10 protein-coding genes and 2 tRNA genes are annotated in these 12,952 nt (G+C 33.8%); 5 read left to right on the plus strand and 7 right to left on the minus strand.

Annotated elements, in window-relative coordinates; all coding sequences use genetic code 11:
* Positions 1–164 precede the first annotated feature (164 nt).
* Complete coding sequence (thiL, locus tag BLT46_RS09005; RefSeq protein WP_090409424.1) at positions 165–1,220, minus strand: thiamine-phosphate kinase; 1,056 nt, start codon at positions 1,218–1,220, stop codon at positions 165–167.
* A 73-nt stretch (positions 1,221–1,293) separates the two neighbouring features.
* Positions 1,294–4,494, minus strand: a complete 3,201-nt coding sequence (locus BLT46_RS09010; RefSeq protein ID WP_090409427.1) for a glycosyltransferase family 117 protein — start codon at positions 4,492–4,494, stop codon at positions 1,294–1,296.
* A 179-nt stretch (positions 4,495–4,673) separates the two neighbouring features.
* Between BLT46_RS09010 and BLT46_RS09015 the strand changes: the two genes are divergently transcribed.
* Together BLT46_RS09015 and BLT46_RS09020 are read left to right on the plus strand one after the other, a co-directional pair.
* Positions 4,674–4,744: transfer RNA gene (locus BLT46_RS09015), tRNA-Gln, on the plus strand.
* Between the two features lie 209 nt (positions 4,745–4,953).
* Positions 4,954–5,024 (plus strand) — tRNA-Gln (locus BLT46_RS09020).
* Between the two features lie 105 nt (positions 5,025–5,129).
* Here the strand turns inward: BLT46_RS09020 and BLT46_RS09025 are convergent.
* The 5 genes from BLT46_RS09025 to BLT46_RS09045 are packed head-to-tail and all read right to left on the minus strand — an operon-like array spanning position 5,130 to position 9,836.
* Positions 5,130–5,915, minus strand: coding sequence for an enoyl-CoA hydratase/isomerase family protein (locus tag BLT46_RS09025; protein WP_090409433.1), 786 nt, complete (start codon positions 5,913–5,915; stop codon positions 5,130–5,132).
* An 11-nt stretch (positions 5,916–5,926) separates the two neighbouring features.
* A complete protein-coding gene (locus BLT46_RS09030; RefSeq protein ID WP_090409435.1) occupies positions 5,927–7,399 on the minus strand; it encodes a sensor histidine kinase in 1,473 nt (490 codons plus the stop codon).
* Positions 7,399–7,941, minus strand: coding sequence for a CopD family protein (locus BLT46_RS09035; protein ID WP_090409437.1), 543 nt, complete (start codon positions 7,939–7,941; stop codon positions 7,399–7,401). The genes BLT46_RS09030 and BLT46_RS09035 overlap by 1 nt, the downstream gene beginning before the upstream one ends.
* A gap of 2 nt (positions 7,942–7,943) precedes the next feature.
* Positions 7,944–8,960, minus strand: a complete 1,017-nt coding sequence (gene hemH, locus BLT46_RS09040; protein WP_090409439.1) for a ferrochelatase — start codon at positions 8,958–8,960, stop codon at positions 7,944–7,946.
* A gap of 3 nt (positions 8,961–8,963) precedes the next feature.
* Entirely contained in the window at positions 8,964–9,836 is an 873-nt protein-coding gene (locus BLT46_RS09045; RefSeq protein WP_090409441.1) for a helix-turn-helix transcriptional regulator, read from the minus strand.
* A gap of 231 nt (positions 9,837–10,067) precedes the next feature.
* On the opposite strand from BLT46_RS09045, the gene hemA reads away from it, so the two are divergent.
* From hemA to BLT46_RS09060, 3 genes are read left to right on the plus strand one after another with little or no spacing between them, the layout of a single operon-like run.
* Positions 10,068–11,327, plus strand: coding sequence for a glutamyl-tRNA reductase (gene hemA, locus BLT46_RS09050; RefSeq protein ID WP_090409443.1), 1,260 nt, complete (start codon positions 10,068–10,070; stop codon positions 11,325–11,327).
* Positions 11,320–12,249, plus strand: coding sequence for a hydroxymethylbilane synthase (hemC, locus tag BLT46_RS09055; protein ID WP_090409444.1), 930 nt, complete (start codon positions 11,320–11,322; stop codon positions 12,247–12,249). The genes hemA and hemC overlap by 8 nt, the downstream gene beginning before the upstream one ends.
* A 1-nt stretch (position 12,250) precedes the next feature.
* Positions 12,251–12,916, plus strand: coding sequence for a uroporphyrinogen-III synthase (locus tag BLT46_RS09060; protein WP_090409446.1), 666 nt, complete (start codon positions 12,251–12,253; stop codon positions 12,914–12,916).
* Positions 12,917–12,952: the final 36 nt, after the last annotated feature.

Consider the following 12,952-nt stretch of genomic DNA (forward strand, 5'->3'; position numbering starts at 1 on the left):
TAAAGTATAATCTCGTTGACTACGCTTTTCCCTTGTGTTTTCTGTCTCTTTCATAAATAAGTCTATTTTGTGTAAACCTATTTTAGGACGGGACATAGGTATAAAAAAAGCCTTTTCAATTTTGAAAAGGCTTTTCGTGCTATTTTATTACAAAAAAATGTGTTTTATTCTTCTTCGTTCTTTAAAGCATTCCATCCTTGAGCTTTTAATGGAATTTTAGTATTTGCTCTTGTAATTAGATGAACACCTTCTTTTTCTTCTGTCATATGTCCTACTACAGTTAGATTTGGATTTCCTTTAATCTTGTCGTAGTCTTCCATTTTCATAGTGAATAGTAGTTCATAATCTTCACCTCCGTTGATTGCCATTGTTGTTGCATCAATATTGAACTCCTCACACGTATTGATAAACTGTGGGTCAAGAGGTAATTTATCTTCATAAATATTACAACCTACTTTAGAGTGTTTACACAAGTGCATTACTTCTGATGACAAACCATCAGAGATATCAATCATAGAAGTTGGTTTAACCCCTAAATCTGCTAATAACTGTTTTATATCTGTACGTGCTTCTGGCTTTAATTGTCTTTCAATAATATAGTCATAAATAGCTAAGTCTGGTTGGCTATTCGGGTTTACTAAAAATACTTGTTTTTCTCTTTCAAGTACTTGTAGCCCCATATATGCTGCTCCAATATCTCCTGTTACAACAAGTAAGTCGTTATCTTGAGCTCCATCTCTATAAATTAGTTCATCTTCTTTTGCTTTACCAATAGCAGTAACGCTAATGATAAGTCCTTTTTGAGATGAGGTAGTATCTCCTCCTATTAAGTCTACTTTATAGTATTTACAAGCTAAATTGATTCCTTCATAAAGCTCTTCTAATGCCTCTAAAGGGAAGCGATTAGACACAGCAATAGATACTGTGATTTGTGTAGGAATAGCGTTCATAGCACAGATGTCAGAAATGTTGACAACAACTGCTTTGTATCCTAAGTGTTTTAAAGGAGAATAAGAAAGGTCGAAATGTACACCTTCAACTAATAAATCGGTAGAAACAACAACTTTGTCACCTGCAAAGTCAAGTACTGCTCCGTCATCTCCAATTCCTTTATTAGTAGTAGGTTGCTCGATTGTAAAGTTTTGAGTTAATTGCTCGATTAAGCCAAACTCTCCTAAGTTTCCTAAATCTGTTTTAGACTGGTTTTTATTTTCGATCATTGTATTTCTTCTTGTTTTGAATGGCAAAGGTAAAAAGAAAAGGCGATAGATTTTTTTCTATCGCCTTTTTCTATTATAAGTTAGGTCTTCTAAACCTTTTGAAATTACTATTATAAGTATTAAACTCTTCTTTTAAAGTAGCATAATTACTTGCATCGTACTCTTTAACTATTTGAAGTAATTGACGCCAAACTTCAATGTCTGTTACAATTTCATTACCATAGTATTCGATGTCTTCTAATTTCAACGTTTTGTAGTAATCTAAAGACTCTTTGCTTTTTTGAACTAATTCAGTAGCAAGTTGGCGAGCTTTTTCTTTTTCTCCAACGTTGTAATATCCTTCTACAAATGGATGAACTAATTCATACAAACCGTAGTATTTGATAGGCATATTAGTCATTGCTATATCAATGATTTCTTTTGCTTTATCTTTTTTATTTTCTTCAATTAATTTCTCCATTAATCGAGCAAGGTTTATTCTGTAACTTACAGCATTACGTCTTGTCTGTGGGTCGTGGTAGATTTTGTCGCTACCCATATTACCCCAATACCAATTTTTTACAGTATTATACATTCTATCTGCATCGATAGAACCTCTATCTAATGGGTGATTATTTTCTGCTGTTGTTTTGATAGGAACTAATTTGTAAACTAATCCATTTAGCTGTAAGTAATCCTTCATCCAAATAAAATCATCGTCATTCCAGCTACCTCCAGAGAAGTAAATAGGTCTTTCCCAGTTGTTATTAGCTACAATATCCAACATAATTAAGCGGTGTTTATAAATCGCTTGGTCTGTGATGTCAATATCTAATTGTGGTAAGATAGAGTCTCTTAAATGAGGTGATACAATATTGTTTTTAGCAATACTCGCACTGTCAACAGGAATAGATATTTTGTTTGTAGGTGCTAAATATAACGTTGTCCCAGCTTCTGTAGTCATCTTAGTTCTTTTGTCGTCTGAGCGAATAAAGTTTAAGAATGATTTTACATCAACTCTTTGATCGATTGTCTGGTTGATTAATATTGCTTCACGCTTGTTACCAACATATTGATCATGTGTAAAAGAAATAGGCAGTGGTTCTGATTCGTATGCTTTTGCCTTCATTTGATCGATATACCAGTCTAACGGTAATAAACTTGTACAAACCACACGCACGTCCGTACGGTATCCTTCTACATCTTGTAAATACCAAAGAGGGAAGGTGTCATTATCACCAATCGTAAATAAAATAGCATTCGGATCACACGAGTCTAAGTATGCTCTTGCATTGGCTAAAGCAGTATAACGGTCAGAACGGTCGTGGTCATCCCAGTTTTGCTGTGCCATTAAAACAGGCGCTGCTAATAAAGATGCCGCTAAAATAGCTGGACCAGCAATTTTTGGACTAACGTATTTTCTTAGACCATCATAGATAGCAAATACTCCAAAGCCTAACCAAATTGCAAATACATAGAATGCAGGAACTACTGCATAATCACGTTCACGAGGTTCAAAAGGTCTTTCATTTAAGAACATTTTTAAGGCGATACTTGTGAATAAAAACAATACTAAAAGTACCCAAAACATTTTAGGGTCTTTTCTAAAGTTGTAGATAAATCCTATTAACCCTAAGATAAAAGGTAAGAAGAAATAAGTGTTTCTTCCTTTGTTTTCTAATACATCCGTAGGTAGGTTACTTTGAGAACCTAAGCGTATTTCATCTAAAAATGTAATCCCACTTAACCAGTTTCCGTGTTGTAAATCACCTTGACCTTGAATGTCGTCTTGGCGTCCTACAAAGTTCCACATTAGATATCTCCAGAACATATAACCAAATTGGTAGTCAACCATATACACCATATTATCTGAAAATGAAGGTACTTCAATCTCTAAATATTGTCCATATTGGTCTAAGAATTGGTCTAATCCTTCAATGCCAATTTCTCCTGTAGCCAATCCTTCTTTTACACCTTTAACAAGTGCGTTTAATTGAGGATCATCATATTTAGGGCTTGGATAGAAATTCAATGGTTTTGAATAACGCATATAATTGATACGGTGACTTCTATCTGTACTCCACATTCTTGGGAAGAACCCTTTGTGTGTTTCGTCGAAGTTTTGGCCAGCGTTTTTCCATTCGTTCACGATAACGTACTTACCTGTTTTGTAATCACGTTCATAGTTCGGTTTATCGTCTTTCCAAGGGGTGTTTTTGTCTAAGCCAACATACTTTTTAGTGAAGTAAGAATCATAAAATATACTCTCGTCACCATACTGTTCACGTTGGTAATAAGCTAATAATTCGGCAGCATCAGAAGGTGTATTCTCGTTGATTACAACATTTGCATTCGCACGAATAGGCAACATAATCCAACTTGTAAGTCCAATACAGATAAATAATAGAGAAAGGATTATTGTGTTGGCTGTTACTTTATTTTTCTTCTCTGTGTATTTTAAACCAATCACAAAGAAAGCTACAATAGCAAGGAAAGCGAAGATTGTTCCACTGTTAAATGGCAGACCAATACTATTAACCATAAAGATTTCTGTCTTTCCAAAGAAAGCTAAAAGCTTAGGAAATAAGAAGGCAAATAAGAAGAATAAAACCCCAACAGCCGCAATGTTTCCTATGATAAAGTTCTGAATTGTAATTTTTTGATACTTCTTAAAAAAGTAAAGTAAAGCAATTGAAGGTACTGTAAGTAATGCCATTAAGTGTACACCAAACGAACATCCGATTACTAATGAAATTAGCAATAGCCATTTATTTCCTTTAGGTTGATCTAAATCGTCATACCATCTTAATCCCAGATAGAGTAGAAGTGATATTAAGAACATAGCAGAAGCATACACTTCAGCTTCTACAGCACTAAACCAGAAACTATCACTAAAAGTAAATGCTAACGAACCAATAGCAGCACTTCCTAATACTACAATTGCATTCATATTTGTCCACTCGGCCTGAGAAGAAACTATTTTTTTTAGAATATTGGAAATTGACCAATACATAAAAAGAATTGTAAATGCACTTGAGAGTACAGCTACCATATTGACCATTAAGGCAACTTTGTCAGGAGAAGTTGCGAACATTGAAAAGAACGCTCCTAACATTTGGTAGAAAGGTGCTCCAGGAGGGTGTCCTACCTGTAGCTTGGCAGAAGTTGCTATATATTCTCCTGGATCCCAGAAGCTCACAGTAGGTTCTACTGTCAAAGTGTAGGTGATTAATGCTATTAAAAAGCATAGCCAACCGCCTATAATATTCCACTTCTTGTAATTGAATGTCAGCATATTTGTAATTACTTGATATATTTATAGTTTGTACTTACAAAGAAAAGATTTTTTTTGAGTTGCTTAAAGGAATAAGAAAAAATTAATTTTTTTTAACTGAAAAGTTTGGAGAATATAAAAATTGTGCTACTTTTGCATCCGAATTGAAGAAGTAATAATGCTTTTGAAATGATTGGTATTGGCCTATGGTGTAATGGTAACACAGCTGATTTTGGTTCAGTCGTTCTAGGTTCGAGTCCTAGTAGGCCAACGAAAGCCTCTTGAGAAATCAAGAGGCTTTTTTTATGCTTTGAAATTAATTGTTAAAGTTTTCTTATCGTATTGTTGAGAATGAATAGGTTACGGTTTTACTGAGGAGGATAACAACAAAAAGTTTAAATAATATTTGCAAGAATAGAAAAATGTGCTAATTTTGCCCTCGCATTGAAGAAGTAATAACGCTTTTGAAATGATTGGTACTGGCCTATGGTGTAATGGTAACACAGCTGATTTTGGTTCAGTCGTTCTAGGTTCGAGTCCTAGTAGGCCAACGAAAGCCTCTTGAGAAATCAAGAGGCTTTTTTTATTGCTCAAGGTCATATAAGGAGTAGTGAACAAATAAAAGAGGTCAGATATTTATCTGACCTCTTTTATAATTAATTATGTCCTGTGAAGTTTGCTTTTCTTTTTTCTAAGAAAGCTGTTGTTCCTTCTTTAAAATCTTCTGTTTCGAAACACTCTCCAAAGTTTTTGATTTCCTCGTGGTAACCATTTACATTCTCTTTGAAGTTTGCATTGATTGATTTGATTGCTTTGGCAATTGCAGTTGCTGAATTTAAAGCTATTTTAGACGCTATCTTTTTTGTAAAGTCTAAAAGTTCGTCTTGTTCTACAACGTGGTTAACTAAGCCGTAATTTAATGCTGTTTCTGCATCAATCATTTGGGCAGTCATAATCATTTCCATTGCACGTCCTTTTCCTACTAATTGTGGTAAACGTTGTGTTCCTCCGTAGCCTGGAATAAGGCCTAATGTTACCTCAGGTAATCCCATTTTAGCATTTTTTGAAGCAACTCTAAAATGAGAAGCCATTGCTAACTCTAATCCTCCTCCTAATGCAAATCCATTAATTGCAGAAATTACAGGTTTACCTAAATTTTGAATATAATCAAATAAAAGCTCTTGTCCTTTAGATGCTAATTGAGAACCTGCACTTTGTCCAAAGTTTGAAAACTCTTTGATATCTGCTCCGGCTACAAAGGCTTTTTCTCCACTTCCAGTCAAGATGATAACTCTTGTATCTTTATCTTTTTCAAGTTGTTTTAAAGCCTGGTTTAATTCTTCAATTGTAGGCTTGTTTAGAGCATTTAGTTTTGTTGGACGATTAATCGTCACTATGGCTAAATTACCTTCTTTCTCGATTAGAATATTTTCAAAATCCATAATATATATTTTTAAGTTTTAGTTATTGGTAATGTTACAATGAATGTAGTTCCTACATTTAGTTCACTTTCAAACATAATAGTACCGTTGTAATTGGTGATAATGTTTTTAATAATACCTAACCCAAGTCCCATACCACTTGATTTTGTAGTAAACTTAGGTTCAAATATTTTAGTCTTATCTTCAATTGTTATCCCTGTTCCATTATCTGAAACTTGGATAATTACGTTCTCATTTGTTCTTGAGATACTAACATTTACCTGAGGATTTTCGTTGTCATCAGGAATAGCTTGTATTGCATTTTTGACTAAGTTAGTAATAATTCTAATTAGTTGTGTTCTGTCTATTTTGGAAATGATCTCTTTATCAGTGCTTTCAAAATGAATGAAGCTTTCATTAAAGATGTCTAATGAAAGTTGCACGGCTTTTACAACATCGATTGTTTCATTTTGTTGCGCTGGCATAGAAGCAAAACTTGAGAATGCTGTAGCCACAGAGGTCATTGTGTCTATTTGCTGAATTAAAACTTGACAGAAGTCGTTTAGTTTTTCTTTTACATTAGGATCTTCTGGATTGAAACGTCTTTCAAAACTTTGTACCGTTAACCTCATTGGTGTTAATGGGTTTTTAATCTCGTGGGCAACTTGCTTTGCCATTTCTCTCCATGCTTGTTCTCGTTCGTTTTGAGCGAGTTTTAGATATGATTCGTCTAATTTTTCAACCATCTCATTATAAGCGTGAATAAGTGTTGAAATCTCCTTACTGGTAGAAGACATTTCAATCTTTTCATTTTTCTGTCCAAGTTTAGTGCTGGTGATCTTTACACTAATGTTTTTTAAGCTTTGTGTAATGTAGTTGGAAAGGAAGTAAGAAATAGCTATGGACATAATTAGCATAATTATATATACTTGTCCGAATTTAATCATGAAGTTTTTAATCTCATTTTCGTAAAATTCTGTCTTCTCTTCATAAGGAATTTTGATAATTCCCAAAGGCTTAAATTTTAGGTCTTTTAGAAAACTATAGGCAATGCGAATTCTATTGTTGTCAATCGTTTGAATATCGACAAATCGTTTGTTTGGTGCCGATTGTATAGTCTTTAAGATTAAAGGAGATATATTTTTGGGAATACTATCAACAGAAAAAGTACCTCTTGATGAAATCAAGAGGTTACCCGTTAAGTCGTGTATATTAATTTCTGTATTGTGAATTGCTGCTAATTCGTGGATCTTATCTCTAAAGATAAGAGGAATATTCTCTGTGTTTAGAGGATATGTGGTTGTTGTAAGGATGTAATTTATATTCTCATTAACGGAGCTTTCCTTTCTTTCCAATCTATACTGATGATAAGTACGTGCTTCTTCTCTGAATTGATAAACAGATACTGCTGATATCAAAACAGAAGATATTATACTTAGGAAAATTAATGAAAAGAATATTCTGTTTCTCAACGAGAAATTCTTTAATATAAATTCATCTTTCATTATTTGTTGTTGCGTTCTCTCACGCGTTTATAAAATTTAATGCCAATCATTAATAAAACTGAAAGGCCAACTAATCCTACAACGCCAAAGATCCAATTAAAAGTACTCTTTAAAATTACTAAAAATACAACAGAAAATAAAATAAGAGTTGCTCCTTCATTCCACAATCTAAAATAAGAAGATGTTTTTGTCAAGGTTCTCTTATTTATTTGTTGTACATATTTGTGGCATTGCAAATGATAAGCGATTAATAAAACTACAAATAATAGTTTGATGTGCATCCATGGCATTTGTAATAAAGCAGGATTGTAAATAAACATTCCAACTCCAAAGGCAGTAGCTAACACCGCAGCAGGCCACGTAATAATGTTCCAAAGCCTATTGGTCATTATGGTGTACTGATCTCTAAGAATTTTTTGTTCTATTTCTGTTTTATCTGCTGTTTCAGCATAATAAACAAATAAGCGTACGATATAAAATAGTCCTGCAAACCAACATACAATGAAAATGATGTGTAGGGCTTTGAGGTAAAAATATAACATGATTATTTATTTTGCCATTCTTTAATCCACGTAACTAATGCGTCAATCCACATCTCGTCTTCATTTAAACAAGGAATTGTTCTAAACTCTTCTCCTCCGTGTTTGATAAACTCTTCGTGTGCTTCCATTCCGATCTCTTCTAAAGTTTCTAAACAGTCTGCTACAAAGGCTGGTGTTACAACAGCTAATTTCTTAATCCCCTTTTCTGCTAATCCGTTTACAGTTGCATCTGTAGGTGGTTGTAACCATTTGTCTGCTCCTAAGCGCGATTGAAATGAGTTTGTGTATTTGTCTGTCGGAATGTTTAATTTTTCAACTACTTGACGTGTTGTTTCTAAACATTGATGTCTATAGCAAAAGTCGTGCGCTTTTGATGCTGTGACGCAACAAGAACCATCTATTTTACAATGTCCTTTCGTAACGTCTGATTTTCTAATATGTCTTTCTGGTACGCCGTGGTATGAAAAAACAATGTGATCATAGTCGTATCCTTCTAAATGTGATTGAATAGAATGTGCTAAAGCATCTACATATTCTTTTTTGTTGTAAAAAGCAGGGAAGCTTGTTACTTTCATTGCAGGGAAGTGTTTTTGTCTAACTTCTTCTGCTAAAACATCAATTGTTTCCGTAGTCGCCATTGCAAATTGTGGGTACAATGGAATCATTAATACATCATCAACACCTTTAGCGTGTAAAGCGGCTAATCCAGTCTTGATTGATGGTTCGCCATAGCGCATAGCTAATTCAACTGGAATATCAACTTTTTGTTGCACTTTTTTGTGTTGACGTTGTGAAATAACAATTAATGGAGAGCCTTCTGGCCACCAGATTTTTTTATAAGCTTCTGCTGATTTTTTAGGTCTTGTGTTTAAAATGATACCTTTAACTAAAAGAGCTCTTAGGATGTACGGCATATCAATTACCCTTTCATCCATTAAGAATTCTCCTAAATATGGTTTAACATCTTTTGCAGTGGGCGTTTTTGGCGACCCTAAGTTTACTAATAATATACCTTGCATTGTTTAATTGTTTGAGTTTAGAGACATTAAGTATTTTTTTGGAGTAGTGCCAAACTTCTTTTTAAAAGCAGCAATAAAATGACTTGCTGAACTATAGCCAATTTTTAATCCTACTTCATTTACATTATAAGAGCCATTGTCTAATAATTTTCTGGCATATTCCATTTTATAATCAAATAAGAAACTAAATACTGAGTCTCCGTAAATTTGTTTAAAGCCTAATTTTAATTTTTTAATATTAATTCCCACCATATCTGCTAATTCTTGCAATGTTGGTGGTTCTGCCATTTTACTTATTATAATATCCTTTGCTTTTTTGATTTTCACAACGTCATCTTCGTCAGATAAGAAAGGACAGTTTTCTAAGTTTTGGTCTTCATTTTGGTTAAAAAGCAAGCTTAATAACTCATATGTTTTTCCTGTGTAGTAAAGTTTTTTGATTGAAGGATTCATATAGAAGTTGAACAATTGGTTCAAAACAATCGCCATTGAAGGGGTGATGTCTTCTTCTCCATAATACTTCTTATCTTGATTTTCTGGAGTCAAAAAGCCTATAAACTCTGCTTCTGTTGAGAAAAGAGAGTGGAATTTTTTAATCGAGATCAATACACTAATAATCCAAGTGTTTGGAGCTATTTCAAGATGAACTGGTAATTTCTTTTGTGGATTATAAAGAATAAGAGATTTATCTTCATTAAGAGCCAGTGCATAAGCTCCTTGGTTAAATATAAACTTGCCATTTCCCTTTAAACCAAAGTAGAATTGGATAACATCTGTGCCCATTTCTCTTTCAAAGCGAATAGATTGTTGGGTGGTGTTTTCAAAACGCAATATTGAAAAATGTTCGTCTATAATAATTTCTTCAGTTGGACTCATAGCGATATTTTATGGTTAATAGAAAAAACTTATTGTTATACTTTTTATTTAGAAAGACTCTAATTAAGCTTTATTGGAGCCCTTGCTATCCCTGCAAATGTACTGTATTATAACGGAATATGATTCTTTTTTTTTGATATTTCTCTTAGCGATATAAATAGTCCCTCCAGCGTTACTTTTGTCGATTCATTAATCCTAAATTTGTTTACTTTTTTGAAATAACGATATAGTATGGACAAAATAGATAAGGCTAAATCCGCTACTTTTTATGCAGTCGGTTTAAGTTATAAGAAAGCAGATGCCGAAATGCGTGGAAAGTTTAGTCTAAGTGATGAAGCCAAAGAGAATCTATTGAATCAAGCCAAGAATGAAGGAATCGGAAGTTTAATTGTGATTTCTACCTGTAATAGAACTGAGATATTTGGCTTTGCACAACACCCTTTTGAACTGATTAAATTACTTTGTGATAATAGTAATGGTACTGTGGATGATTTCCGCAATGTTGCTTATGTGTATAAAACACGTGAGGCTATTGAGCATTTGTTCAGAGTGGGTACAGGGTTAGATAGTCAGATTTTAGGGGACTTTGAAATTATCAGTCAAATTAAGAATGCCTTCTATTTATCGAAAGAAAAAGGGTTAACTACAAACTACTTCGAACGTTTAGTTAACGCTGTAATTCAAGCAAGTAAACGCATTAAGAATGAGACTGAGTTGAGCTCTGGTGCTACTTCTGTGTCTTTTGCTTCTGTACAGTATATCATGGACCACGTTGAAAACATATCGAACAAGAATATCTTGTTGTTTGGAACGGGTAAAATAGGACGCAATACGTGTGAAAATCTTGTAAAACACACAAAGAACGATCATATTACTTTAATTAATCGTACAAAAGAAAGAGCTTTAGAGGTTGCTGGTAAGTTTAACTTAATTGTAAAAGATTATGCTGATTTACAATCTGAAATTCGCAAAGCAGATGTGTTGATTGTGGCTACAGGGGCACAGAAGCCAACTGTTGATAAAGCGTTATTAAGCTTAAATAAACCTCTTGTTATTTTAGATTTATCTATTCCGATGAATGTTTCTGAGGATGTGAGAACCCTGGATAATGTAGAGTTAATACATCTTGATTATTTATCTCAAATGACAGATAAAACAATTGAGAGAAGAAAAGAATTTATTCCCCAAGCAGAAGAGATTATTGAAGAGATTATGAAGGAGTTTATCGCTTGGACTAAAATGCGCAAATTCGCCCCTACCATTCACGCCTTGAAATCTAAATTAGAGGAAATAAAAGATGGTGAGTTAGATTATCAAAGGAAGAAAATTGATAATTTCGACAGTGAGCAAGCTGAAATTATCAGTATGCGCATTATTCAAAAAATAACGACTCACTTTGCTAACCACCTTCGTCACGAAGAAACAGTGGTTGACCAAAGTATAGAGTGGATAGAAAAAGTTTTCCAATTAGAATCCAATCATAATGAATAGAGTTATCAAAATCGGTACACGTGATAGTGAACTGGCTTTATGGCAAGCAAAAAAAGTTGAGAGCGAACTTAAGAAGTTAGGTTATCAAACTCAATTAGTACCTGTTAAGTCTACGGGTGATTTAGTATTAGATAAACCCCTATATGAAATGGGTATCACGGGTATTTTTACAAAAACCCTTGATGTAGCTATGATAAACAAAGAAGTCGATATTGCAGTGCATTCGATGAAAGATGTGCCTACTATGCTACCAGAAGGTATTGTGCAAGGGGCTGTTTTAAAACGTGCTAATTCTGTGGATATCTTGTTACATAAAGGTGATGTTGATTTTCTTAATCCAGATAAAGAGGCGGTTGTTGCAACAGGTAGTTTAAGAAGAAAAGCACAATGGCTTAACCGTTTTCCAAAACATACGATAGTTGATTTACGTGGGAATGTAAATACGCGTATGCAAAAATTAGAAGACAACGATTGGAATGGAGCAATCTTCGCTTCAGCGGGATTAGATCGTATTAAAAAGAAACCTAAAAATTATATCAACTTAGATTGGATGATTCCAGCTCCAGCACAAGGCGCAATGGTTGTTGTTGTAAACAGTGACGATAGTTTTGCAATGGATGCAGTTTCTATGTTAAACAACTATGAAACGGAAATGGCTACACATATCGAACGTCAGTTTTTACGCACGTTAGAAGGTGGGTGTACTGCTCCAATTGGTGCATTAGCTACTTATAATGACCACGATGATACAATCAACTTTAAAGGGGTGTTGTTCTCTTTAGATGGAAAAGAAAAGTTTGAAGTTAATAAAGTTGCCCCAATTGAAGAATGGAAAAAGCTTGGTTTTTTTGCAGCTAAAGAAATTCTTGAAAACGGTGGAAGTATGTTAATGGAGAAGTTGCGCGAGCAATTAAAAAAATAATATGTCTGTAATTCCTACAATTTTATCTACACGTAAAGTAAAATCAAAAGATTTACAAGGGTGGAACGATGCTGCTTGTACACTTTTACAAGCCGACTTTATAACAACAGAGGCAATACCCTTTGATTTAACAAAGGTGAACGAATATTTGTTGTTTACCAGTCAAAATGCTGTTCGCAGTGTTTTGCAAATTGATGAGTTGGCAGTGTTGCAATCAAAACCGACACTATGTGTAGGGATTAAGACCAAAGAATTATTAGAACAAAACGGGTGGAAAGTAAAAGCTTGGGCACATTATGCAAAAGATTTAGCTCCTATTTTAATAAAGGACTTTAAACAATATACGATCACTTTCTTTAGTGGAAGTATGCGAAGAGATGTTTTACCAGATGCATTTCGAGCGAATAATATTCACTTTAACGAGTTTAAGGTTTATCAAACAGTATTGAGTCCCCATAAAATATCTGATAAGGTTGATGGACTGTGTTTTTACAGCCCATCGGCAATTCAGAGTTACCTCCAGTTAAATACAATTACCGATGAGGTGTGTTTTTGTATTGGAGATACAACAGCAGAAGCATTAAAAGAAGTAACACAAAATATTGTATTGGCAGAACAACCAACAGTTGAATCAACATTACAAGCTTGTGTCAAATATTATCAATAAAGTCAGCTAAAAATTGACGTATTAAAATCTATAGGA

It is taken from the genome of Myroides phaeus, assembly GCF_900099675.1.
Taxonomy (GTDB): Bacteria; Bacteroidota; Bacteroidia; order Flavobacteriales; family Flavobacteriaceae; genus Flavobacterium; species Flavobacterium phaeum.